The sequence below is a fragment of the Streptomyces sp. NPDC026522 genome (assembly GCF_055567555.1).
The window spans coordinates 79,497-102,596 of record NZ_JBVHQF010000015.1 but is presented as its reverse complement, the minus strand read 5'-3'; the positions used below and the strand labels follow the sequence as shown (position 1 = coordinate 102,596).

At 71.6% G+C, this 23,100-nt stretch carries 21 protein-coding genes and 2 CRISPR repeat arrays (1 of these 23 cut by a window edge); of the genes, 12 read left to right on the top strand and 9 right to left on the bottom strand.

Annotated features, from left to right (window positions below; translation table 11 throughout):
- Positions 1 to 2,145: direct repeats of the CRISPR family, unit length 29 nt; unit sequence GTGCTCCCCGCCGACGCGGGGGTGGTTCG; it reaches 1,607 nt to the left of the window's first position.
- A 119-nt stretch (positions 2,146 to 2,264) separates the two neighbouring features.
- The 9 genes from ACZ4M3_RS31740 to ACZ4M3_RS31700 all read right to left on the bottom strand — a co-directional run bounded on the left by ACZ4M3_RS31740 (position 2,265) and on the right by ACZ4M3_RS31700 (position 12,855).
- A complete protein-coding gene (locus tag ACZ4M3_RS31740) occupies positions 2,265 to 2,390 on the bottom strand; it encodes a hypothetical protein (RefSeq protein ID WP_467738496.1) in 126 nt (41 codons plus the stop codon).
- A 26-nt stretch (positions 2,391 to 2,416) separates the two neighbouring features.
- A CRISPR array of direct repeats spans positions 2,417 to 3,056; the repeat unit is 29 nt; unit sequence GTGCTCCCCGCCGACGCGGGGGTGGTTCG.
- Positions 3,057 to 3,106: 50 nt separating this feature from the next.
- Complete coding sequence (locus ACZ4M3_RS31735) at positions 3,107 to 4,789, bottom strand: zinc finger domain-containing protein (RefSeq protein WP_467738494.1); 1,683 nt, start codon at positions 4,787 to 4,789, stop codon at positions 3,107 to 3,109.
- Between the two features lie 252 nt (positions 4,790 to 5,041).
- The gene (locus ACZ4M3_RS31730) at positions 5,042 to 5,863 is read right to left on the bottom strand and encodes a DciA family protein (protein WP_467738492.1); all 822 of its coding nucleotides are present in this window, start codon (positions 5,861 to 5,863) and stop codon (positions 5,042 to 5,044) included.
- Entirely contained in the window at positions 5,860 to 8,364 is a 2,505-nt protein-coding gene (locus ACZ4M3_RS31725; protein ID WP_467738491.1) for a hypothetical protein, read from the bottom strand. The genes ACZ4M3_RS31730 and ACZ4M3_RS31725 overlap by 4 nt, the downstream gene beginning before the upstream one ends.
- Positions 8,365 to 9,139: 775 nt before the next feature.
- Positions 9,140 to 9,409 carry a helix-turn-helix transcriptional regulator gene (locus tag ACZ4M3_RS31720; protein ID WP_467738489.1) on the bottom strand — a complete coding sequence of 90 codons (270 nt, stop codon included), beginning with the start codon at positions 9,407 to 9,409 and terminating at the stop codon, positions 9,140 to 9,142.
- A gap of 235 nt (positions 9,410 to 9,644) precedes the next feature.
- The gene (locus ACZ4M3_RS31715; protein ID WP_467738487.1) at positions 9,645 to 10,556 is read right to left on the bottom strand and encodes an FAD-dependent oxidoreductase; all 912 of its coding nucleotides are present in this window, start codon (positions 10,554 to 10,556) and stop codon (positions 9,645 to 9,647) included.
- On the bottom strand, positions 10,553 to 11,131 hold the full coding sequence (locus ACZ4M3_RS31710) for a cysteine hydrolase family protein (RefSeq protein ID WP_467738621.1): 579 nt from the start codon (positions 11,129 to 11,131) through the stop codon (positions 10,553 to 10,555). Before ACZ4M3_RS31710 ends, ACZ4M3_RS31715 begins: the two co-directional genes overlap by 4 nt.
- Positions 11,132 to 11,136: 5 nt before the next feature.
- On the bottom strand, positions 11,137 to 12,306 hold the full coding sequence (locus ACZ4M3_RS31705; RefSeq protein ID WP_467738485.1) for a helix-turn-helix domain-containing protein: 1,170 nt from the start codon (positions 12,304 to 12,306) through the stop codon (positions 11,137 to 11,139).
- A gap of 201 nt (positions 12,307 to 12,507) precedes the next feature.
- Positions 12,508 to 12,855, bottom strand: coding sequence for a GntR family transcriptional regulator (locus ACZ4M3_RS31700; RefSeq protein WP_467738483.1), 348 nt, complete (start codon positions 12,853 to 12,855; stop codon positions 12,508 to 12,510).
- Between the two features lie 400 nt (positions 12,856 to 13,255).
- Here ACZ4M3_RS31700 and ACZ4M3_RS31695 point away from each other — a divergent pair, with 400 nt between their 5' ends.
- From ACZ4M3_RS31695 to ACZ4M3_RS31640, 12 genes are all read left to right on the top strand, one after another.
- The gene (locus ACZ4M3_RS31695) at positions 13,256 to 13,864 is read left to right on the top strand and encodes a hypothetical protein (RefSeq protein WP_467738481.1); all 609 of its coding nucleotides are present in this window, start codon (positions 13,256 to 13,258) and stop codon (positions 13,862 to 13,864) included.
- 164 nt (positions 13,865 to 14,028) lie between these two features.
- Positions 14,029 to 14,562, top strand: coding sequence for a WhiB family transcriptional regulator (locus ACZ4M3_RS31690; protein WP_467738479.1), 534 nt, complete (start codon positions 14,029 to 14,031; stop codon positions 14,560 to 14,562).
- Positions 14,559 to 14,903 (top strand): hypothetical protein, encoded by a 345-nt coding sequence (locus ACZ4M3_RS31685; RefSeq protein WP_467738477.1) that lies wholly within the window; start codon positions 14,559 to 14,561, stop codon positions 14,901 to 14,903. The genes ACZ4M3_RS31690 and ACZ4M3_RS31685 overlap by 4 nt, the downstream gene beginning before the upstream one ends.
- A gap of 136 nt (positions 14,904 to 15,039) precedes the next feature.
- The gene (locus tag ACZ4M3_RS31680) at positions 15,040 to 15,225 is read left to right on the top strand and encodes a hypothetical protein (protein WP_467738475.1); all 186 of its coding nucleotides are present in this window, start codon (positions 15,040 to 15,042) and stop codon (positions 15,223 to 15,225) included.
- Between the two features lie 217 nt (positions 15,226 to 15,442).
- Positions 15,443 to 15,634: a DUF5999 family protein gene (locus ACZ4M3_RS31675; RefSeq protein WP_467738620.1), complete on the top strand. Its 192-nt coding sequence runs from the start codon at positions 15,443 to 15,445 to the stop codon at positions 15,632 to 15,634.
- Between the two features lie 99 nt (positions 15,635 to 15,733).
- On the top strand, positions 15,734 to 15,910 hold the full coding sequence (locus tag ACZ4M3_RS31670) for a hypothetical protein (protein ID WP_467738473.1): 177 nt from the start codon (positions 15,734 to 15,736) through the stop codon (positions 15,908 to 15,910).
- 113 nt (positions 15,911 to 16,023) lie between these two features.
- Positions 16,024 to 16,584, top strand: a complete 561-nt coding sequence (locus tag ACZ4M3_RS31665; RefSeq protein ID WP_467738471.1) for a DUF6197 family protein — start codon at positions 16,024 to 16,026, stop codon at positions 16,582 to 16,584.
- Between the two features lie 156 nt (positions 16,585 to 16,740).
- Positions 16,741 to 19,314, top strand: coding sequence for a hypothetical protein (locus ACZ4M3_RS31660; protein WP_467738469.1), 2,574 nt, complete (start codon positions 16,741 to 16,743; stop codon positions 19,312 to 19,314).
- 223 nt (positions 19,315 to 19,537) lie between these two features.
- The gene (locus tag ACZ4M3_RS31655; RefSeq protein WP_467738467.1) at positions 19,538 to 20,011 is read left to right on the top strand and encodes a hypothetical protein; all 474 of its coding nucleotides are present in this window, start codon (positions 19,538 to 19,540) and stop codon (positions 20,009 to 20,011) included.
- Positions 20,008 to 20,316: a hypothetical protein gene (locus ACZ4M3_RS31650; RefSeq protein WP_467738466.1), complete on the top strand. Its 309-nt coding sequence runs from the start codon at positions 20,008 to 20,010 to the stop codon at positions 20,314 to 20,316. The genes ACZ4M3_RS31655 and ACZ4M3_RS31650 overlap by 4 nt, the downstream gene beginning before the upstream one ends.
- 553 nt (positions 20,317 to 20,869) lie before the next feature.
- Complete coding sequence (locus ACZ4M3_RS31645; RefSeq protein WP_467738464.1) at positions 20,870 to 22,630, top strand: ATP/GTP-binding protein; 1,761 nt, start codon at positions 20,870 to 20,872, stop codon at positions 22,628 to 22,630.
- A gap of 21 nt (positions 22,631 to 22,651) precedes the next feature.
- Entirely contained in the window at positions 22,652 to 23,068 is a 417-nt protein-coding gene (locus tag ACZ4M3_RS31640; protein WP_467738462.1) for a conjugal transfer protein TraB, read from the top strand.
- Positions 23,069 to 23,100: the final 32 nt, after the last annotated feature.

Genomic DNA, 23,100 nt, shown 5'->3' with positions numbered 1-23,100 from the left:
GTTCGGTCTCGTCCAGTGCGTGGACGCCGACGGCGAAGTGCTCCCCGCCGACGCGGGGGTGGTTCGGATTTCGGGCACCGCTGGATGATCCATCCACCGTGCTCCCCGCCGACGCGGGGGTGGTTCGGTCCGGCGCGTGGTGCTCATCCCCGCAGTGTGGTGCTCCCCGCCGACGCGGGGGTGGTTCGCTGCTCGCCATGTGCGAAGCAGCCGATATTTCGTGCTCCCCGCCGACGCGGGGGTGGTTCGTCCTGCATGTGCGGGCCCGTGAGCTGGAGGGCGTGCTCCCCGCCGACGCGGGGGTGGTTCGAATCCCGAGGTTCCTTCACTGACCCGATGCGAGTGCTCCCCGCCGACGCGGGGGTGGTTCGCCGCGCCAGGTGCCCGTGGCCGGGTAGAGCAGGTGCTCCCCGCCGACGCGGGGGTGGTTCGGCCTTGCCGCGGCCGCCGCCTGGGCTGCCACCGTGCTCCCCGCCGACGCGGGGGTGGTTCGGTCCTCTGGATGGCGGTTCTGGATGCGATCCAGTGCTCCGCGCCGACGCGGGGGTGATTCGACGAGCGAGGTGTCCGAGGCCACGCGGGGTCAGTGCTCCCCGCCGACGCGGGGGTGGTTCGGCGACCAGAAAGATTGCGCACTTGCGGCCGCGGTGCTCCCCGCCGACGCGGGGGTGGTTCGCCCGCCGGTAGCCGCGGAGCTGGATGGTGCCGGTGCTCCCCGCCGACGCGGGGGTGGTTCGGCCCTTGCGTGGCCCGCGAGGGTTCCGCCGTCGTGCTCCCCGCCGACGCGGAGGTGGTTCGATCTGTCACGCCCCCGGCCGAAGCCGGTCCGGGTGCTCCCCGCCGACGCGGGGGTGGTTCGTACCAGCTGCTCCTGCGGTTTGCGCAGCGCCTGTGCTCCCCGCCGACGCGGGGGTGGTTCCCGTTCATCGTGTGCCCGTAGCCCCGTCAACACGTGCTCCCCGCCGACGCGGGGGTGGTTCGGGGCCGGTGGGCTCGTGGCCGCGGGCGAGCAGGTGCTCCCCGCCGTCGCGGGGGTGGTTCGGTCCTGGGCCGGGCGCTGATGTACCTGATCGCGTGCTCCCCGCCGACGCGGGGGTGGTTCGTCGGACGACATGCCCGACCTGCTCGCCTTGTGGTGCTCCCCGCCGACGCGGGGGTGGTTCGGTCCCGACCATGTGGCCGGGCCCGTACGCCCCGTGCTCCCCGCCGACGCGGGGGTGGTTCGAACCGGACCTGGGCGCCGGCGGACTTTGGGGTGTGCTCCCCGCCGACGCGGGGGTGGTTCGCTGACCCACTCGGCCGGGACCCGGTACGCGGAGTGCTCCCCGCCGACGCGGGGGTGGTTCGCATGTGGGGCGACGGCCAGCGAGCGGGACGCCCTGGTCCGTGCTCCCCGCCGACGCGGGGGTGGTTCGCCGGACTGCACGGCGGGCGTCGCGAAAGCGTCGTGCTCCCCGCCGACGCGGGGGTGGTTCGAAAAGGCACTTGGCCAATCCTCCGGGAAGGTTGTGCTCCCCGCCGACACGGGGATGGTTCGACGAGTTGCGCCGGTCGTTGGCTCCGCGTGTGGTGCTCCCCGCCGACGCGGGGGTGGTTCGACCTGGGCCATGCGCCTGCTGGGCCTCATGTTTGCTCCCCGCCGACGCGGGGGTGGTTCGACCTGGGCCATGCGCCTGCTGGGCCTCATGTTTGCTCCCCGCCGACGCGGGGGTGGGTCGGCGTCAGGGGCCTCAGCCCGTTGGGCCTGCCCGTGCTCCCCTCCGACGCGGGGGTGGTTCGCCCGCGCCAATCTCGGCGACCTCGCTACCATCGTGCTCCCCGCCGACGCGGGGGTGGTTCGGCGGTGACCGCGTGAACAGCTACACGCACGACGTGCTCCCCGCCGACGCGGGGGTGGTTCGCTCTACGCGTGAGTACACGCCGGGATGCCGGCGTGATCCCCGCAGAGGCGGGGGTGGTTCGCCGACACACCCCATCGCTCAGCTGCGAGATGGGTGCTCCCCGCCGACGCGGGGGTGGTTCGCCGAGATCGGGCTCGGTGGCCCGGCAGAGGAGGTGCTCCCCGCCGACGCGGGGGTGGTTCGGACACTTGCACAGATCGGCATCACGATTCCCTGTGCTCCCCGCCGACGCGGGGGTGGTTCGTCTCGGAGAAGTTGAACCCCCGGAGGAGCGTGTGCTCCCCGCCGACGCGTGTGGTTCGTTGTGCGGCAAGTTGTAGGGCAAGCCCATGATGTGCTCCCCGCCGACGCGGGGGTGGTTCGCTACTGGCCGATGACCCGGACACCCAGGAGCGGTGCTCCCCGCCGACGCGGGGGTGGTTCGTGGCGGTTGCCGTCGACCGTCGCTTCGTCATCGTGCTCCCCGCCGACGCGGGGTGGTTCGCTCATGAGGCGGCCGCCTTGCAGCGGCACGCGGTGCTCCCCGCCGACGCGGGGGTGGTTCGACGCGCTGGCTCACCGCCCCGCCCGTCACCTCGTGCTCCCCGCCGACGCGGGGGTGGTTCGTAGGCCAGCGCCGACCGACCCTCGTCGGAGCCGTGCTCCCCGCCGACGCGGGGGTGGTTCGGCGACCCGGCCGAGCTCCCTTCCCTCCCGGTCGTGCTCCCCGCCGATGCGGGGGTGGTTCGATGGCGGCAGAGTCCACCGGTGACCACGGCTGGTGCTCCCCGCCGACGCGGGGGTGGTTCGGCGGCCGCCGGAGCTTCATCCCCGCTCACTGCGTGCTCCCCGCCGACGCGGGGGTGGTTCGCCACCAGAGAGCGCGAGAGAACCACCGGCAGTGTGCTCCCCGCCGACGCGGGGGTGGTTCGGCAGCCGGTCAAGACAATGACCGACCCCTCCCGTGCTCCCCAGCGACGCGGGGGTGGTTCGGTGGACGGGTTGAACCCGCGATCGACAGCGCTGTGCTCCCCGCCGACGCGGCGGTGGTTCGACCGATGCCTGAGCTTTGTCGATGACCAGGGCGTGCTCCCCGCCGACGCGGGGGTGGTTCGCTCCATCCTTCTGCCTACCCGGCGCTGTGGCCGTGCTCCCCGCCGACGCGGGGGTGAACCGTCGGTGCGCAGGCGGGCGAAACGGCGGCCGAGTTCTTCGCTGCGCGACAGTCAGCGGGAGGAGAACCGGCGTCGGAACTGTGCTACGCGGGGGTGGTGCGGGCGGCCGTCCGGTGTGCTGCAACGCGAGCCGGGCCGGGCCCCACAGGTAGGACAGACGATGTCAGTGACGCGGGGAGACTGCGAAGTCGTCTGCGACCGGCGTGAACGTTCCTCCGGCCGCGCCGAGCGCTGCTTCTCGCCGGCTCGGGATCTCCGTTCGCTGATGATGAGCCGAAGCCGCTCGTCATGGGGGATCTGCCACGGGCCCTGGTTCCTCGTAGCATCGTCGTTAAGGCACTTCATGCCCCTGGCGGCGTCGCAGGTCGGGCAGGGTCTGCTGAGCCACAGGCCGCGGCTCAGTTGTTCGTGCAGCGGCACATTCTGCTTCGGCCGGGGCGTACGCGGAGCCGGCAGAGGTGTCGACCGTGCGGTCTGGACCGGAGGCTTTCCGGCATCCGCCTTCGTCTTCCAATAGTCGATCTTCCACTGCTGAGCTGCATCAACCCGATCAGCGGCCAGTGCCGCCGCGTGCACGAGCTCGTTCACCAACCTGCGCCTCGTCTGCCGCGACAGCTTGGACTCGTCTCGCTGTAAATCGGCCAGCAGTTTCCGGACCTGGCCCGCAGCCTGTTGAGCTCGAAGGCCCTCCTGCTCGGCCCGTACGGCCGCGGCGTCGGCCTGCCTCTGCCGCGCCAGGGCCGCAAGGTACGCGGCCGCCGAGTCCACAACGGCGTTCTCGGTTGCAGTGCGATCATGACTGGCTACGGCATTGACCCGTACCAAGAGTTGTCCGGTCTCCTCGGGATTTTCTGCGGCGACAGCCCCCTCCAGGCGAGCGAACAGGTCCCGTCTCACCTCGCCCTGCACCGCGAGCCAACGCGCAGCATCCCCTGCGGCAGCGGTCAGCTGACTCCGCATCTCACCCGGGACGTCTGTCATCGCCGAAATCTCGCGTGACACCTGGGCCACGAGAAGCACGGACTCCACCCTGCGGGCGTCGGCCAGCTTTCGAAGCAGCAACCGCGCACGCGCCAGCGCGTCCGGGACCTTCCGGTCGGCCTTCCCCACCGCCCACGTCGAGCCGGGGCGGGTACCGCGGGAACGGACGATCCGTTCCACCGCCGGCGTCGACAAACCGCGCTCGGTCATCTCGCATTCGTCCAGCCCGAACCACTCGACGCCCCGGGTGAACGCCTCGGTACCGATGCGGACCCGTCGGCTGGTGCCCTCGCTGTCCAGACGGATGCGGTGGACATACCAGCGTCTGATCAGCGTGCCCTGGTCCACGGGAACCGACGCTCCCAGCACCGGCTCCCTGCCTTCCTCATCCCACACAGGCGCCACCGCTGCGTCCAGGTGCACACGCAGCCCTCTGGACTCGAACCGGATGTCGAGTACCGAGCCAGTCGGCTGGCCGAAGTCGAAGTTAGCCTGCACACCGCGGCCACGCAGCCACGAGGCGGCCGCAGACTTCACGTACAGGTGATCAGCGCTGGCCACACCCCGGGCGCTGCGCCCGCAGTGCGGCATCCCGTCCGGGCCAGGGTGATGAGCGAAATGGCAGACCCGGTCGGTATACAGCTTCGTCGTCAGCTGCAGACCGCATCCCCCGAGCAGCAGCCCGCACCAGAACGTGTCCTGGTCGTGCTGCCGGCGGAAGGCATCCAGCTCGATCGCCTCCAGCGGAAGCATCAGTGGCTCCTCCGAGTCCGCACCGCCCAGAACCGCCGTCTGAATCTGCCGTCTGTCACCCCGCACGAATCCCCCACCTTTCGTCCTAACTCAGCCTGCCACCACACCTGCTGGCCCGCAGGGGACTTGCTTGGCCTGACCCAAGACAGCGGCGGCCGCACCAGCTGTCCGGCGCGCTCGGCACGGACCCCCGGGATCGGGGGCGGCCCGCGCGGTAGGAGGCGAGGGCACGTGTGCCAAGATGCAGGCCAGTCACGCCGCTTCACCAGCCCGGCCTTGCTGCGGCATCGGCACAGTCTCCGGAGCCGAAAGGCGCCGGGCTCGGTCAGCTCGGGCCCGGCGCAGCGCGGCTGCCTCGGTCGCCGCGGCCTGCCGCCGGCGCTGGGCGCGGGCCTGCTCGATCGGGGCCGGCGCACCCTCCGGGGCAGAGAAGGCCTGGCGTGCCAGTTCCCGCATCGCGGCGGTCTGCCGCTCCACCGCTTCCGCTATGGCCACATCAACTCGGGACGGCGGCGCGGCCCGACGGTGCGCCTCGATGGCACGGCGGTAGCCGTCCGGTGGAGTCCTATGCTCCATCGGCCTGACGGGCGCAGACGGCCGCGGAGCCGGGACGGCGGCCGTGGCGGGGCCGGCCTCCACGGGCGCGGGTGCCAGGACGTGTACGGCGTGGACGTTCGCGTGGGCCGCCGCCGCGTTGGCCGCCGCGATCAGCTGCGGCGCGCTCCAGCGCAGCTTCGTGCCGACGGTCGGAGCGTCGGGGACGACGTCGAGGCGGCCGGTGTCCACGTCGAACGCCACGGCCTGGGCTCGGCCGGCGAGTTCGGGCACGGCTGTGGCAAGGATGTCGTCGAACCGGGCGAGGACACTTCCGCCGACGGCCGGAACGGCCATGCCGCGCTCGGTCATCATCAGGCCGATTGCCGCGCCGAGCCCGAGCGGCTCGCGCCCGTCACGCCGTACGACTGTGCCGGTGCGCCGCTTCGGCTTCTTGGTGGTGGCACCGTTCTTCTTCGCCGCCTCCCGGGCTGCTGCCAGGGCTTGGCGCGCGAGGTCGACGCCGCTCAGCTCGTTCATGCGATCACCGCCACGGCCGTGTCGCCGTCCAGCTGAAGGGCGGCGAGCTCACGCAGCTGCTCCAACCGTGCCGCGAGCAGGTACTCGGCCACGCGCCCGCGGGCCGTCTCGGCGGCCTCGGTCGCGGCCGCGGCCGCGATGGCGTCAGCGCCGTTCGGGTTGTGCTTGAACCAGTGGCGGCCCTGCTCGGTCTTGTACGCCCGCCGGGCCTCGATCTCCGCTTCCTCGGTCCGGCCCAACATCGCCAGGGCGGTGTCCTGGCACTCCTGAACGGCCTGCTGCGCGGTCTGCAGCGCGGCGAAAACATACGCGTCCTGCGCTGCCTCCGGGTCGCTCTCCAGGGCGGCCACGTCGGTAATCTGCAGGAACTCCTGCCACGTGGTGGCGATGCTGTCGCCGATGGCCGTCCGGACCACAGCCGCGACAGCCGCAACGCTGCCCAGGTTGCACGGGTCGGCGGACCAGACCGCCTGCAGGAAAACGGCCTCACCGATCAGGGCCTCGGTCTGACGACGGTGGTCGCACCGCTCACACAAACCGGCCGCCTGGTCCCGCCCGCAGTCCTCGCACGGCAGGGCCTGGCGCACCGCGTCGGCGGCAGCCGCAGCCACGCAGTCAGCTTCCGCTCGCTGTGCCGCAGCCGCACGGGCGGCATCCCGGCGGGCCTGCTGCTCGCGGACCTGCTCCCGACGCCACGCCAGGTCCTCCGCCTCGATGGCCGCCTGCCCGCGCAGTCGCTCCTCAAGGATGCGCCGACGCTCGCCGTCGGACAGGCCGGGCAGCTCCCGATCGATGTCCGCCCTGATCCGGGCCCGGTGGGCGCGCCGGACGTGGATCACGTTGGCGCAGTTCTCGCACTCAGTCCCGGTGTCCAGACGGATCCCGTCGTCGCAGCGCCGGTCCGGGCAGGACGGCCGCCGGACCAGGCCCCGCCGGATCAGCCAGCCGTACGGGCTGGTGACCAGGGCCTCGCCGCCGGTCTCCTCCAGGCGGTCGGTGAGCCGATCGGCCAGCAGCCGCGGCGCGCCCTCCGGCGCCACGCCCAGGCCCGCCAACTGCGCCAGCTCCGCCTTCGCGACCGCCTCCACCTGGTCCTGCTGCCAGCCGGACAGCTGCTCCCACAGCCACGAGACCGGCCCCAGTGCCACCCGCAGACGCAGATCAGCAGGCAGACCCACCCTCCGCTGCTGCTGCGCCTTTCCACCACCCACGGCCTTCGGCCGGCCAACGGCCCCCGCCGAGGCAACGCGCTGCCCACCCCGCTCATCGACCGGGGACTCATTGAGCAGTTCCCCGCGGAGCGGGCCGCCCTCAGGCACCGGCGACCTGGTCCCGGCAACGGGGCTCTCGCCGTCGGCGGCCGGGTCCTCGCCCGGGCACGCGCGCTCCGGGCGACGGCCTTCAGCCCCACGGCCTTCGCCGGAAAAGCCACCAGAGCGCTGCGGAGGAACGAAGGGAGTAACCAGGTGAGGGTGATTAGTGTGAAGGGCTGCCGCAACGTCGGGCTCTGCAGCAGCAGCCTCATCCGTCACCAGCACCCCGCTGACCTGTGCTTTCATCTCTCGCTGCGGCGCCTGAACAGGCCCTGCCGGAACGTCGGGGTCTGAAAACTCGGCCTTCAGGGCCTCCGCACGGACATTCTGGACGTCGTCAGCGACCGTACGGCCGCGCGCGGCGGCGACCGCCGGCACCATCAGCCGCGACCGGTTCGACAGGCCCGAGGCCGTCTTCAGCCGCACCCGCAGCACCAGTTCCCGGTCCTCCAGGCGCTCCAGCACCCGCTCCCCCGCCGACGCCGTGCAGCCCAGCAGCCGGGCCACCGTCGCCGCGGCGCGGCCGCGCTTGGTGTCCACCGTGCCGCCGCACTGCCGCACCCGCCCGGTCTCCCGCGCTTCCAGCACCAGCAGCAGCAGCGCCAGGCGGTCCGTCGCCGCGCCGCGACCGGTACGCGTACCGATCAGGCCGGCCGGGGTCAACGAGCCGTCCCGGTGCGTCCAGCCAGGCCCCATTACGGCCTCCAGCAGCCGCAGCAGCGTTGCAAACTCTTTCTTCGCCAGGTTCAGCGGGTGCCCAGCCACGTCCTGCGCCGCCCACAGCGGCAGCACCCGGCACTTCAGGCCGATGTCCTGGCCGTACTCGCCCTCCGCCGTGGCGACGGAGACCACGCCCGAGCGGCGCAGCCCAGGCACCACGTTGGAGGCCGTGTACGACGGGGACAGCCCGAGCCACCGGCCCAGCTCGGACGTGCGGATCTCCACCGCGCCGGTCTCCAAAGGGGTCCGCGACGCCAGGACGAGCACGGCCAGGCGCACCGCGTCCGATGCACCGTCCAGGCCGGCCAGGTCTAGCAGCGAGCGCACCGCGCCACCCAGACGGGCGCGGGCATCGCGACCGAGCGACAGCGGATGTCCCGCGGCCCGCTCCGGTACCGGCCCGGCCGGGACAGACGACTCCGTGCGGGGGCGCTCGAACGAAGCGGGCGGTGCCGCCACGGCGCTCACCGGCCCGCCCGAATGGAGGAGATGGAGATCATCTCGGCAGCCTCGTGTAGGCAGCCTGTCGACAGAGTCCGGGAAGCTGCGAGAGCCCGGTGCGCTCCCGCCTGGCGGGTAGAAATCTTGAAACGCGTCCCGCCGTCCGGGATGCGGCTCAATGACCCGACACCCGCGAACTGGGTTCGGCGACCGGCGCGAGAGCCTGTGAATCCGATCAAACAGCAGCCTGATACTGCGCAAAAGGTGATGAAACGGGCAGTTGTCGGCTTTTCAGGGGACACCAGATCGTGCACTATGACGAGGACACCACTTCCATAGCGAACCTGACACAGTCCGCGAGCGGCCTGGTCGGTGAGTGGATGTAGGTGACAGCCCCCTCCGGGAGGAGCGGGCAGCCACCGAACGGCGGATGGAGGCGACTCCTCTCGTCTCGGTGGTGGTGCTATCGCAGAGCCCCTGTGGTGGGGGCTTGCGGTGGGGTACTGCAGTGGCCCTGGTTAGGGGCCGGTGTGGTGCCGTGTGCAGCTGGTGCTGACGCGGCTGTGGTGGCCGTGGTAGTGGCCAGGTGTGGCCCTGGTTAGGGGCCGGAGAAAAACGAGCGGCTCGGTGAGCCGCAGCTCAGGACCAGCGGCAAACTGGGACCTGAGCAAGACGGGCCGCGCGAGGCCAGCGGGTGGTTAATCCGCTCCCGGCGCGCGCGGCCGATGGCCGTTAGGTCATCCCGACCCCCTCGATTCCGAAGGCGGCGTCGGCGACCCCGAAAACGGCCCGGACCGAGGGGTCACCCCTCATCGGGGGCCCCCTCGGCGGCGGCATCCGGATGCTTCGCGGACAGCTTTCGCAGAAGATGCGCGTACTTCAGGCGATTGCCGCGGTGAGGCTGGGTGAGTCCTGCTTCCCACCTTGCGACGGCGAGGCGTTGGACGCCGATGGCGTCCGCGACTTCGGCCTGTGTGAGGCCGGCGGCAAGCCGCAGTTGCTGCCGGACCTGGGGCGGGGGGAGAGTGTCCTCCTCCACCAGGGCGTCAATTCGCCTCAGCGGATCAGACATCGGGACCTCCACCATAGAGAATGATGCCCCAAAAGATACACGTCCCGACGATCTCCGGGAGCAGGAACAGGTGTGCCCGTGCGAAATGCCGACCGACCGCACCTGGCTCCCCGCCTTGCCACGATGGACGTTGCGCTTGTGACATGAGAATGCGCAGGTAGCGTGCGGGGTACCCGGAATGCCGAGCCCGCCCCAAGGGAAGATTCCTTCCTGCTCCGGCACGTCAACTCCTCCGTCAACCCTGCTGCAGCGCGGTGGAGTAGTAGTACGCCAGAGCTGCTTCAGCTCCTGAGCCTTGTGCCGTGGTGATGCGCTGGAACCGACCCGACCGCAGATCCCCGGCGATGAAGATCCGAGGGTGCTGCATTTCCGGCGGGCAGTATCCGTCCTCGTCTAGCGCGAGCCCTTCGAGAGCCGCCGGCCGATTACCGAGATTGCTCAACACCGCCGTTGCGACGTAGGTGCTGTGCTCTCCTCCGCGATTCTCGACCTCCACGATGAAGTCGGTCCCGTGACGGGCCTGTGAAATGGCAACGTGGGAAACCGGAACTACCCGGACTCGATCGTCCCCTGACACCTCCGCCAACTTGTAGTCGTCCGTTGCCGGGGCAAGGACATGGAGCGTGGCAGGGGACTGAGGGTGAGCCCGTAGCCAGGTGCCCAGCGGCCTGTCACCCCCAAGTACGTACGTTCGTGGCCCGACCTGCTCGGGCTTCGCACGCCACAGCGGAGGCGTGGACAGCGAAGGCGCGGCGCTGATCCATTCGGTGTCGGAAGGCGTCATCGCGTGCACGCCCGTGCCAACCACGACCGCCTGCGCGGTGAGCACCTGGCCAGCCGCGAGGAGGACTTCCGCTCGGTCGGAGTGCCCCTTGACCCCCACCGCACAAGATCGGACCAGCGAGCACCGACCGGCCTGCTCGAGGCGGGACAGATCCTCGGCCAGGGCCTCGGCCAGCTGTGGGCCGGTCGTCCAGTTGCCGGAGACGTTCTCCAGAGCGCCGATGGTCAGGAGCTTGCCGCCGACGCTGTCGGCCTCCACGACGAGGACCTTCATGTTGAGGCTGGTGGCCATGAGGGCGGCCGCCACGCCAGCGGGGCCGGCCCCGACGACCAGAACGTCGGCGTCGAACGAAGGTGTACTCACTGCATCCCTCCAGTTCCGCTGATACGTGACAGAGCGACTTCGCTGGTGATGAGCTGATCGGCGCCCAGGTTCCGGGTCGCGAGCAGCAGAGCGGCCTCGTGGTACTGGGAGCCGCCGCTGGAGGCACAAGCGTCGGTGACGACCCACGGCCGGTAGCCCCGTTGGTAGGCAGCGGTGGCGGAGTCGTACACGCAGGCGTCGGTGTCGATACCACACAGCACCAGGTCACTCCAGCCGGCGTCCCGGATGAGCTGTGATCCCTCGGGCGTGAAGAGCGACGCTTGGCCCTTGTCGATGACCAGGGCCGAGGCGTCGACGAAGGGCGCCAGCTCCTCCACGAACGCCTGCTCCTCCGCAGTGCGCAGCCGCTTCCAACCGGAAATCGTTTCGTACGGCGAGCCTGGCGCGTTGTGGAACCGGGTGAAGACCACCGGAGCGCCGGCTGCTCGCCAGCCGTCCACCAGCCGTACGACCGTCGGGACAACGTCGCGGCTGTGCTGGTTGACGAAGCCCTGCTGCACGTCGATAACCAGCAGCGCTGTCGATCGCGGGTCCAACCCGTTCACCTTTCCCATGGCCATCAAGGGGTGCTGTCTCGGAGGGCGTCCTGAGCGGCGCGAAGCCGATCGGGGAGTTCGCTCGTGGTCAAGATCGCTTCGCGCATCACGCGGTGCTGTGCCGTCTCGGTGGGGCGCGCGGTTGTGAGCCGGTAGTAGGCACTTCGCAGAAACCGCCAGCCGTACTCGGGAGGCATCACCGGGTCGTGGCCGTCCTCGACGGTATGCAGCACGTGGGAGGAGAGAGCCCACAGGGCTTGGACGTCCAACTCCAGAGCGACGATCTGACTCGTCGTGAGGGCGCGCTCATCCGGTTGTGGGTGGTACGAGACCCCAGACCAGCCGGCGACACCCTGCGAGACGCCGCCACCGAAGGGGACAGCCTCGGCGTGCGACCAGCCCTCGCGGAACTTGGCGGCCTCGACGTCCGGCCCGAGCGAGACGACGTTCGCCGGGTCCTGGCGGTTGACCAGGACAGAAGGCGTCGCCAGGAGCTGCAGCGCGGTATCCAGCCCCGCACCCGTCCACGAGTTCTCTCGGAGTTCGTAGACCGACAGCACATACTGCGGCGCGGGCACCTCGTGAGCAGGTGCTTCCTCGGTGCCGTGGAGCTTCATGAGCTGTGTGAGCTGCTTGCCCGCCCAGTCGGGTTCCTGCAGATAGGTGCGGTATCGCCACACCGCCAGATCAGTCAGCGACTCGACACGGTGATGCTCTTCGAGGTGGACGACGGCGACGCCGCACCCGTAGACGTGGACCGTCGACGACTGGGCCGAGCGGTGTCCGACCGGCAGCGTCCGTCGCTCTAAGCCTCCAGGGCCGCAGGGCGCCGGAGTACCGACGGCGTACAGGGGGGCGATTCGCTCGCCCACGTAGGCCGGCAGGAACTTATGGGAGACGACGGTGCAAGGCGTCGGCTGCGGAGTATCGACCCCGGCGGCGGCGATGGTGGTGCCGTGGAGAGCCGCCAGGCGCAGGCGGAACGCCTCCTGCTCCTCGGGGGTGCACTGGTGCAGCGCCGTATCGAGGATCTGCGCCATCTGCGGACGGCACACGCTGGTCCTGTTTCTCTGCCAGTGCGAAACCGTCCGCGGGCTGATCCCGAGATGATCAGCGAATCCCCGCACCGACGCGCGCATTACCGATCGCAACAGCAGTGCCTCCTCGCCTGTCCACTGCTCCACTGCGATCACTACACACCCCCATGACGCTCTGTTGCCAGGCAGGAAGAGCCCTGTTGCGACGCTATTGCTACACCTCTTCTACGCGGGGACATCTCGCGAAGGCGCCTGCGACCCCGAAGCTGATCTCCGTCGAAGTGATGCCGATGAAGAACGGGGGACACCGTGGTTGCCACTGCAGGAGAACGAGGCAGGCCGGCGTCTTGGTCGGGCTCAGGTCCGTGCCGACCCGCTCCTCTGGTTCTGCTCGACACGTTCGAGTCGCGCGGTCAGATCAGCGATCTGCTCCTCAAGGCGCCTGATGGTCTGTGCAGTCGGGTCAGCAAGCGCCTCGAGGGCGTTCTCGCGGATGAAGCTCCCGCGGCCCGTGTGGGAGTAGATGACTCCGTCCCGTCGCAGCTCGGCGAAGGCGCGCTGCACCGTTCCGGGCGCGACGGCGTACCTGTTCGCCAACTCCCTGGTGCTCTCCAGTTTGTCGCCAGGCTTGAGCTGCCTGAGTCGAACCTGTTCACGCACGTCCTGCGCGATGCGCTCGAAGGGTTGCATGGCCTCGTCCGTCATAAGCCACATCGTAGAGCCACCTCGCTCGAATAGATAGCCTGCCCAACCTGGTTGACACGGCACCGAGTGTACTGGTTAGGTTATCCACGTCGACACGGTTGGTCGCCTCGGCGACATCGGCAAAGACGTAGGACCGCATCACCGCAAGACCGCAGTAGTCGTCCGCCCTTCGGGGCGGCCGGGGTAGCCCTCAGCTCGCTGGGGGCACGTCATCAGGCGAGCTGAGGACGCGAGAGCACCATCGAACTCCCCCGGAGCCTGACGGCCGCGACCACTGCGTGTACGTCGCAGCGCTGTGCGCTGTCTGTCCTACGGGACGCCGGCCTCGTGCCGTGCGGCCCGGAGGGCAGAGAGAGCATCGCGACCCGCGCCCCTGCCGCTCCGCCTGTGAGGAGTCCAGATGTCTGCCTCGACCCTTGAGCGCACCGCCCGCCCCCGCCGGAGCCGGACCCGCTCCCGCACCGTCAACGCCCGCCCGGCGCTGGCCCTGTCCGCCCTCAAACCCCACCAGTACGACCTGCGCCGGGGTTGCGCATCGCTGATCTGCCCCGACTGCGAGACGTGGGTGCCGATCACCGGCCTCCGGAGCACGGCGCCCAAGGTCGTGCCGCACGACACCGGCCGTACGGGGAAGGACGCGGCCGTCCGCTGCCGCCTGGGCAGCAACCGCCTGGTCACGGTCGACGTGTCGCTCAAGCAGTGGCAGGAGCGCCTGGAGGACGGTCACGCGGAGACCGGTCACCGACGCAAGACCACCGTGCGGCGCAAGCCCAAGGTCGCGATCGCCCCGGCCGTCAGCCAGATCGCCGCGCAGCGGCAGGCGCCGGCGGACGACGAGCGCGGCAACGACCGGCCCCTGTGGCAGCTGCGCACGGAACAGTGGGCGGCGGCCGAATCCGCGGTCCGTGATGCCGACACCCGGCGCGCGCAGTTCCCTGTCGGCGAGGCGCCCTTGGGTGCGCCGCCGGTGCCGCTCAAGACGCTGCACCCCGGACACCGCGCGAGCTGATCAGCTGCGGACGAACGACCAAGGCCCTGGCCACCCCATAAGAGGGGCGGCCAGGGCCTTGGCTGCTCGTACGGCAGTCATGAAACGACGAACCCCCGGGCTTAGGCCCCCGGGGGTCGTCTTTGCAGTCCCCCTCCACGAAAGGGAAGACGCACATGCACAGGATGACATCCACTCAGGCCCGCCGGATGCGGCGCCCGGTGCTCCAGGCCGCGATCGACGCCGGCGCCCGCTGCACGAAGGCCGACCCCGACCTATTCTTCCGGGCCGACGGTGAACCGCCAGCCACCTGGCAGGCGCAGCGTGCCGAGGCGATCGGCTTCTGCCACGGCTGCCCCGTCCGGGCGGCCTGCGAGGAGCTGGCCCTGCGCGACGGCGACGGCAACGACCGCGTCGACGACCTGGTCCGCGGTGGCCGTTCCGGCTACGAGCTGGTCGCCCTCCGCGAGCTCCAGGCCCAGCGCCTCGCCGCCGCGATCACCGCCGACGAGGCCAGCGACCAGGAGTGGAACAAGCTCCAGGACCTCGCCGTGAAGCTGAACCGCGAGGCCCGCCGGATGCCGACCCGGAGCGGTGGCATGCCGCACCAGGCCGTACTCCTGCGGCAGCAGAACGAGCGGATCGCCGAGCTCGCCGCCAAGCTGGCTGTGGTGCGCACCGCCCGTCGCGCCCGGACCGGTTGGGAGGTCGCGGCATGACCGCCACCCTGGCCCCGCGCGCCGGAAAGATCGACGACATCCGCCGCGAAGACGACTCCCGCGGCTACGAGCGGGACGAGACCGACTCCCTCCACCAGGTCGGCACCCTGCTGCGCACGATGGTCGAGCGGGACGACGCCCGGATCCCCGAAGGCCGCCGGGCCCGGCGCACGCTCGCGGAGATGGCCCCCGGCTACGTCCGGCCCCCGCTGCTGTCCTTCAGCCTGCCGGTCAGCGCGGCGGACGACGCCTGCGTCCTGTGCGGTTTCTGGACCTGCCGCTGCGGCCAGAACGCTGTAGCCCCGGCGCCGTCGACGAGCGCGACGGGCACGGTCCGGTGAGCGGCTGCGGCCACCCGCCGACCCTGGTCACCGTGAACTCCACCGGTGCGGACGGAAAGCCGTACCAGTCGGTCAAGCACGAGCCGTGCACCTGCGGGGCACCGCCGCAGCCGCAGCCCGAACAGGAGTAGCCGGCTTGCACATACCGGCCGCCCGTACCGCCCAGCACCACGCGGTACGGGCCATCGCCGCGCGTGGCCTGACCCACCCCCTCACTCAAGCGCTCCTGGCGGCCGCTGTGCTCACCGCGGCGGCCGCCTGGGAGGCCGGCCACCGCGTCACCGACATCCACCCGCCCCTCACCAGGCGCGGCAAGAGCTGACCGACGCTGTCCCGCCTGGCGGGCCCGGAGGACAGGTTCTCGACCGCAGCCCTGGCCCGCCGCGTACCCGCCGCCCGCACCACGGGCGGCCGCCCTTTCACACGCCCTCGGTCCGGGAGAGTCTCGGGCCCGCCCCCTGCCAGGAGAGCTCATGCACCGCAGCACCCCGCTCGACACCGCGACCACCACCGGCACGGCCCGGCGCATGCCGGAGTCCCTGTGCACGCACCGGCCGACGTGCCCGACCGCCGACAGCCCCGACCGCGAGGCCGCGCACACCATCGCCTCCCACCCCGAACAGGGCTGGAGCCTCCTCTGCAACTCCGTCCTGGTGTTCGAGGACACCGGCGAGCTGCTCCCCGACGGCCAGATCATCGCCCCGCGCCGGCCCCTCGCGGCCACGGCCTGACGGCTGCCCGATCCGCCCGCACCGGCCACCGAACTCGGCGGCCGGGTCGGGCGGTGACAGGGAGCCGGACAGCCCGGACCGTCACAGAGGGAGATGGCCATGCGCGGAGACCGCGTCACGCTCACCACCGACATCGAGGCGCTTGGGACCCGGCACCAGGCCGGAGCCCAGGGAACCGTGGAAGAGGTCCACACCGGCGGCCACCTCACGGTCCGCATGGATGACGGCCGCCACAACTTCCCCACCCAGGACGAAGTGACCACCACCCCGCGGTGAACCGACTGCCAGTTGCCTGATCCGCCCGCACCGGCCGCTGCACCCCGGCGGCCGGGTCGGGCGGTGACGGGGAGCCGGACAGCCCGGACCCACCGACCCTGAGAGAGGCTCGCATGCCCAAGACGACGACCACCCCCACTGCCGTGTTCACCGATGCCACGCTGCACAGGGCGCAGGAGATCACCGCCGACTCCTACCTGCCGGTGTGGACCGGCCCGTCCGGCGAGGAGTCCCCCGGCGAGGCCGTGGCCCGCCACCTGGAGGCCACCATCTCCCTGCTCGACAAGGACGGCTGGATCCGTGTCCACAACTACAACCGGGACCAGTCGAGCGGCACGGACCTCGCCGACGACGACTCCATGACGGTCAAGGCGATGGTCCGGGCGCTGCTGCGGTTTGTCCGCGATGAGAGCGACAACGACCCGCAGCGGACCCTGTCCACCGCACTGCGCCACGTCGGCGAGGACGGCGAGCACGGCGACACGGACACCGCCTTCGTGGCGGGCTCCGTCCTGGACCGGCTGATCCAGGCGCACACCGGATCGGACTCCGCCCGCGCAACGCCGTGGTCGGAGCGGCAGCACCGCACCCACGCGGACATCACCGCCCTGCTGACCGCGGGCGCCCGGTTCGCCCGCACCTACGGGCCCAGCCAGGAAGCGGCGGCCGCCTGACCCGCCCGGCGGTGACCGCACCAGCACAACGGCCCTCCGAGTCCCCGGCATTTCAGCTGCCGGGGCCCCGGAGGGCCTGGTCACGACCCTACCGACCCGACGCCGACCGCGGTGACCTCTTGCACGGAGGCGCCGGAAGTAAGAGAGGACACCACCGTGGCCCCCAAGACCGCCGCCCGCCGCAGGCGCCAGAACGCCGCGGCCGCGAAGCCCCGCGCCAATGGGCGCACCAAGGCACAGGCGCCGGCCACCGTTCCCGCGCAGGCCGCCGCCCCTGAGGACACCACTCCGCTGGTGTTCGAGGAGGCCGACCCGGTCGTGGCTGACGCCGCGGACCGCGCCGCCGACCTTCGGGATCTGGCCGCCGACGACGTCGTGCGGGTCCTCGCCGACGCGGAGAGCGCACGCACCGAGCTGCTGGACGGCGCGCGCACCGAGGCGGCCTCGATCACCGAGGCCGCCACCGCGGAGCAGTCCCGCCTCGTGGCCGTCGCCGCAACGGACGCCGACCGGGTCCGCACGGAAGCCGCCACCACGGCGGCCGCCGACGCGGAGCAGGTCCGCACCGCCGCCGAAGCGACGGCGGAGAAGCTGCTCGCCGACGCGCGTGCGGAGGCCGACACCGTCACGGCGAAGGCGTCCGGCGAGGCCGACCAGGTCCTCGCCGACGCCAACGCGGCTGCCGAGCAGCTGCTCGCCGACGCACGCGGCCAGGCGGAGGAGGTCGCCACCACGGCGGCCGCGCAGGCGGAGCAGGTCCGCACCGAGGCCGCTCAGGCCGCCGCGAAGGCCCTCGCTGACGCGGAGACCAAGCGCACCGAGCTGCTCGCGGCAGCGGAGCGCACCGCGGCACAGACCCGCACCCGCGCAACCACCGACGCCGACCAGCTCTTGGAGCGGGCGCGAGGCGAGGCCGACCGGCTGCGCGAGAGCGCGGACGCCCAGGCCGCGCAGGTGCGCACCGAAGCGGAGAAGGCGGCCGCCGAGCTGCGTGAGGACGCCTCCCGCGAGCGGGAGGCGTCCCGGGCGGATGCGGCTCGTACACGCGCGCTCGCCAAGGAGGACATCGGCCGGCTGCGGGCGACGGCGGCTGAGGACGCCGAGCGTCTGACCCGCACCGCCCGTGAGGAGGCCGACCGCATCCTGGCCGCGGCTCGCACCAAGCAGGACGCGCAGCTCAAGGAAGCTGAGGAGGCCCTGGCGCAGGCCCGGGTGCGGGAAGCGGACGCGGAGGTCACGCTGAAGGCCGCCGACGACATGGTGGCCGAAGCCGCCGCCCGGATGAAGCGCGCCACCGACCGCACCGAGCGGGCACTGGAGCGCAAGCGCCTCAAGCTCCAGGCGAAAGGGGAGCGCAGGGACGCGAAGGAGGCCCGCAGGGCCAAGGCCCGTGAGCTGCGGGCCTCCTCCCGCGCCGGGAAGCCGGCCGTGACCGACCGCGTGAAGCAGTTCGTGAAGGTCAACGCGGAACGCCTGATGGTGATCGGTCCGATCACCGCCCCGATGGCCGTCGCGTGGACGGGCCAGGCCGGGTTCGCCGAGGACATCCTCGGCTGGGTCGTCCCGTTCACGATCCTGTTCGCCGCCGCCTGGGAGCTGTCGACGGCGTTCGTGGGCTGGATGTACCACCAGGCCCGCCAGAGCGGCGACGCCGGAACCCTCTACCGGGTCTCCACCTGGATCTTCGCCCTCGGGGCGGCGGTCATGAACTTCTGGCATGCCTCTGGGCAGGCCGTGGCCGGCAGCCGGGTCTGGGACGCGAAGGAGGAGATCTGGACGGAGCAGATCACCTACTGGCACTTCACCCCGAAGGCGGTGGCGTTCGCCGCCATGAGCATCGTGGGCATGGTGCTGTGGGAGCTGTACGCCTCGCTGATCCACCGCCGCAAGCTCCGTGAGGACGGCAAGGTCGCCAAGGCCCGCCCGTCGATCGGGGCGGTCCGCTGGCTGCGCTACCCGGTCCACAGCTTCACCGCCTGGTCCCTCGCGATCACCGACCCGCGCCTGACCACGCTGGACCGGGCCTGGACCGCAGCGGGCGCGGAGCTCGCGGACCGCAAGGCGGTCCGGACCGGCCTGGCCCTGCACCGGGTCGTCGTCCCCCGCGTGGGGGCCGACGATCACGGACCGGCCGCCATCCCCACCGTGCTCACCTTGACCCGCGCGGACCGGCACGGACCGCTGGAAAGCCCCGCTCCGGTCCGCCCGGTCCAGCACGGCGGGTACGCGGTCCGGTCCGGTCCGGCCGACCGGATGGCGGTCCACGGTCCGGTCCGGACCGCAGGAGCCACGGACCGGACCGGCGGACCGGCGCTCGCCTTGGAGGCCGGTCCGGCCGGACCGCAGAGCGCTGACCTGCCGACCGGCCCCGGTCCGGACCGTGGACCTCGGGCCGTGTCCGCCACCCAGAGTGCGGCGGCCACGCGAGGGGTGACGGTCCGGACCGCCGACGCCGCTCCCGGACCGCAGGACGCGGACCGCACCGGGCCGGCCGACCAGGAAGCGCCGGACAGCGCAAACGGTCCGGACCGGGGCGAGGACGGCGGTCCGGACCGGACGGTCATCACGCTCACGGACCTGGAGCGGACCGCGCTGGACCGGCTCCGGACCGCGAACGAGCCGCTGAACCGGACCAACATCGCCAAGGCGGTCCGGGCCGAGGGCGGCTCCATCGCCACAGACCGCGCCGGACAGATTGCCGTCGCCCTCAAGCAGCACCCGGTCCGCTGACCGGACCGCCCGCACAACCGTCCTGCCGCTCATAGTCGCCACCGGACCGCGCTCGCCCACCGAGCGCGGTCCGGTGACGACCACGGCCGGCAGGCCGCTCGCCCGCCCCCGCCCCGAGCGGAGACAGCGGGCCAGGCACGAAGCGAGTACCACCGCCCCGCGCAACAGCCTCGGGGACACGGACTCCCTCCATCCCCAGCCCCGAGACCTGGAGGTCTTCCGCATGAACAGCACCGACCCGAACCACTCCCCTCTGCGCGACGTCGCGCAGAACCCGGAGGCAACCGCCCGGTACCTGGCCGACGTTCAGCGGGTCCTGCTGGACATCGGCAAGAACCTGGAGACCCTCGCGATCGAGACCCGCGTGCACCTGCGCGAGACGCACGTGGAGGGCGACCGCTGGTACCACGCCCGGCTGCGCGCGATGCCCGTCGAAAAGGCCCTCGGGAACGTGCTCAAGAACCTGCACAACCTCACCGAGGGCCTGGAAAAGAGCGCCTACAAGCGGCGCGCCCACGACGAGGCCGTTGTGAATACGGCCAAGGAAAGGAAGGAAAAGGAGCTGGAAAGGCAGCGGAAGAAGAACCCGCCGACCCTCCAGGCCGCGCCCAACCCGCCGCAGCAGGGTGCGCAGAGCCAGAATTACGGGTATGGTGGCCCCACGTCGATTTACGACATGGGTCGGGAGTCGGCGTGAACCGCCCCCTCAGCAGCGCCGAACGCTCGGCGCAGCGGCGCCAGAACTGGCTGAAGGAAGAGGCGACGAAAGCCCGCGAATCTCGCGGCGAGGCAGGGCAGATGGAATTCTGGCTCCGCCTGGCACGATCCCGAATGGCCAAGGACGTCAAAGCCGGTCGCGGCGACGTCTACTCCGGATTCGCGCTGATCTGCCGCCTGTTCATCACGGCGCTGGACCAGCGCGTGGAGGGCAACGGACGGATCTGGAACGACCTGCTGCAGTACGCGGAGCAGGTCGTGGCGAAGCACCCCCCGCGTAACTGAACGTCACCAGCGAAGGCCTCGTCGGGCTCCGGCGGGGCCTCGCGCGCGTAAAGCGTGCACACGTGCACGTGCACACGCGTGCACACAAGACCCCACGCTCTGTCAAGTCCCAGGAGGGAGGTGCATCGTGTCCGACGTGGACGACCCGAACGGGATCCTGGTTCGCGGTCCCTGGCGCGATGACTCCACATACGTGCCACCGCCGATCCCGGATTACGGCGACACCATTCCGCCGCCGGAAGACGTTTCCGAGGCTCCCCCGGAGTCGCCGGAAGAGACGACGATGGAACTGCCCCCGATTCCGGCCGCCCCGGACCCGTCTACGGCGCTGCGCTCCGAAGGAATTGCCGCCCCGGAAATCGGAGAAGGTGACGGTGAATACGAGGAAGGCGAATATGTTCAGCCTCGTTCTCTCGCTGACCGTCTCGGTGACTGGTTGGAATTCCGGCTGGAAATGGCGCGGGTCAATCATGAAAGCGAAGCGCCTTTCCGTGAGGCTGAAATAGCGCGGAAGGCTGCCCTGCTGGAGGGTCGGACCGCGCAGGAAGTCGCGATGATGGAGCAGAATGGAAAGCTCCATGCCGCGATGATGAAAGCGAAGGGCGACAAGGCGGCGGCGCGCGGAAAGGCGGATGCCGACCGCACGAAGGCGTCCGGCTCCGGAATGGGGGCGGACAAGGGCCGCTCGAAGGCCGGCGGCGGGGGCGGCTCCTCGCGCGGCGGTGGCGGCAGCGGCCCGTCCCGCACCAACTCGAGCACGGGGCCGAACCGCTCCGGGGCGCCGCGCGGCTCCAACTCCGGCGGCCCCGGCGGGCGTTCGGGGTCCGGAGCGACCGGGAGCAGCGGAGGCGGTAAGGGCGGCGCGAAGGGCTCTGACCGGGCCTCTGGCGGCCGCGCAGCCGGTTCCGGGCGCAACGGGTCGTCCGGGGGCGCGAAAGGCTCTCAGACGGGCTCTGGCGGCTCGAAGGGTGACGGCGGCGGCCGGGGCCAGAACGGCCCGGCGTCCAGCGCCCGCGCTGAGCGGGCCCGCGGCCGCCAGGAGCGCGCCGGTGCCCGGCAGGCCGGACGGCAGGAGCGACGCAGCGCCGGGCATGCCGCCGGCCTCGCCGGCCGGGCCAAGGACCGCGACCAGGCCCGCGCCCAGCGACAGCAGGTGTGGGAGGACCGCCGCGCGAAGCGGCAGGAGCGCGACGCGGCGCGGAAGGCGAAGCGGGAAGCCGCGGCGTCGGCCGACTCCGGTCGCACCACGCTGGGCCAGGCCGTCGGCGAGGAAGCCCAGCGCCGCTGGGACAAGCGCCGCGCCGACGCGAAGGCCGCCCAGGACGCGAAGGACGCCAAGGCCGGCACCGAGAAGGTGAACCTGACCATGGACAAGGACTCCAAGGCCAAGGGCACCGACGACAAGGACGGGAAGACCGCCACGGGGGGCCCTGACGGGGCCTCCGGCGCCATGAAGGACAGCACGGCGGGCGATGGGCCGGGCACGGACTCCACGGCCGGTGACGGTGCGTCTGACGGCTCGAAGAAGCGGCGCCGTTTCCGGCGCCGGCGCACCGGCGCGGGTCGGACCGGACGGCGGGGTCGCACCGGTCGTACCGGCCGGACCGGGCGCGGTCGTACGGGTCGGGCCGGTCGGCGCGGCCGTACGGCGGACAGCCCGTTCGGCGCGGAGGACTCCACGCCGACAGTCGAGTGGCCCGACCGGCCCACCCGCCCGCCGCGCACCGACGGCTCGGGCAAGGACGAGGACGACATCGTCGACGCGGACATCGTCCCCGACGAGCCTGCGCCCGTGACGACCGGCGTGAGGGGCCTGCCGCCCGCGCCGGAGAAGCACACCCCACGGCCCGGCACCAGCCGACCCGCCACCACGGAAGGGAGCAGCGTGAGCAGCTCGGAAGTCAGCAGGCCGTCCGGGCAGAGCGGCCTGGCCGCCCAGCACCGTACGGACATCACGTTCGACGAGTACCTGATGGGCATGGCGAACATCGCCATCAAGGCCGCCTCCGACCAGGAGCGGGCCGAGGCCCTGATGGAGGCGCTCGGCAGGGTCGCCGACGCCCTGCGGGACATGGCCGCCGACCTGGTCGGCGACCACAACATCGACACCAAGGTCACCGACCTGATCGCGGACCTGGCCGACTCCGCGGCCCGCATGAAGGCGCAGGCCGAACGGTGCGCCGAGCAGTGCGGCATCGCCAAGGAGGCCGCCAGGCTCGCGGCCAAGGAAGTCGCCCGCGTGTACGGCGAGGACATGGCCGCGAAGGAAGGCGCCGGCCTCGCCCACGCGTCGGCCGCCGCCCACCACGACTAGGAAACTGGAGGAATCCCGCTGATGAGCAGCGACCTCGCGCCCAGCACCGGCGCGGCGCCCGCCGTGGCCGACGACGACAACCGGTACAAGGCCGTCCAGGCCAAGCTGGACAAGCTCGGCAAGGCCATGGACGACGCCACCCTCGAACTGGAGGCGCTGCAGCGCAGCATGCAGGCCAACGCCAACGACGCCGGCGACATGGCCCAGGACATCGCCAACGCCGACCTCGACGCGAAGTTCGTGTCGCTCACGAACAACGTGGAGGCCACCCTGGTCGGCGCCGCCCGGGAAGTCCACAAGCTGTCCGACACCGCCCAGGAGACCGCCGACCTCACCCACCAGACCCAGCGCACCCACGCCCGGCTCTACGGCGCGCTGGACGACATCCGCTCCAACCGGCGCGAGAAGACGCCCAGGCCGGGCTTTTTCAACCGCTGACCCCCACTCCCCCACCACCCCCGCCACGGGCG

What these genes read in the sequence shown, in the direction of transcription:
- ACZ4M3_RS31695 (WP_467738481.1), top strand. Translation starts at nt 13,256, where the DNA reads ATGTCTGCCTCGACCCTTGAGCGCACCGCCCGCCCCCGCCGGAGCCGG.
- ACZ4M3_RS31710 (WP_467738621.1), bottom strand. Translation starts at nt 11,131, where the DNA reads ATGGGAAAGGTGAACGGGTTGGACCCGCGATCGACAGCGCTGCTGGTT.
- ACZ4M3_RS31645 (WP_467738464.1), top strand. Translation starts at nt 20,870, where the DNA reads ATGATGGAGCAGAATGGAAAGCTCCATGCCGCGATGATGAAAGCGAAG.
- ACZ4M3_RS31720 (WP_467738489.1), bottom strand. Translation starts at nt 9,409, where the DNA reads ATGTCTGATCCGCTGAGGCGAATTGACGCCCTGGTGGAGGAGGACACT.
- ACZ4M3_RS31640 (WP_467738462.1), top strand. Translation starts at nt 22,652, where the DNA reads ATGAGCAGCGACCTCGCGCCCAGCACCGGCGCGGCGCCCGCCGTGGCC.
- ACZ4M3_RS31655 (WP_467738467.1), top strand. Translation starts at nt 19,538, where the DNA reads ATGAACAGCACCGACCCGAACCACTCCCCTCTGCGCGACGTCGCGCAG.
- ACZ4M3_RS31740 (WP_467738496.1), bottom strand. Translation starts at nt 2,390, where the DNA reads ATGAGCGAACCACCCCGCGTCGGCGGGGAGCACGATGACGAAGCGACG.
- ACZ4M3_RS31700 (WP_467738483.1), bottom strand. Translation starts at nt 12,855, where the DNA reads ATGACGGACGAGGCCATGCAACCCTTCGAGCGCATCGCGCAGGACGTG.
- ACZ4M3_RS31665 (WP_467738471.1), top strand. Translation starts at nt 16,024, where the DNA reads ATGCCCAAGACGACGACCACCCCCACTGCCGTGTTCACCGATGCCACG.
- ACZ4M3_RS31690 (WP_467738479.1), top strand. Translation starts at nt 14,029, where the DNA reads ATGACATCCACTCAGGCCCGCCGGATGCGGCGCCCGGTGCTCCAGGCC.
- ACZ4M3_RS31685 (WP_467738477.1), top strand. Translation starts at nt 14,559, where the DNA reads ATGACCGCCACCCTGGCCCCGCGCGCCGGAAAGATCGACGACATCCGC.
- ACZ4M3_RS31735 (WP_467738494.1), bottom strand. Translation starts at nt 4,789, where the DNA reads ATGCTTCCGCTGGAGGCGATCGAGCTGGATGCCTTCCGCCGGCAGCAC.
- ACZ4M3_RS31670 (WP_467738473.1), top strand. Translation starts at nt 15,734, where the DNA reads ATGCGCGGAGACCGCGTCACGCTCACCACCGACATCGAGGCGCTTGGG.
- ACZ4M3_RS31730 (WP_467738492.1), bottom strand. Translation starts at nt 5,863, where the DNA reads ATGAACGAGCTGAGCGGCGTCGACCTCGCGCGCCAAGCCCTGGCAGCA.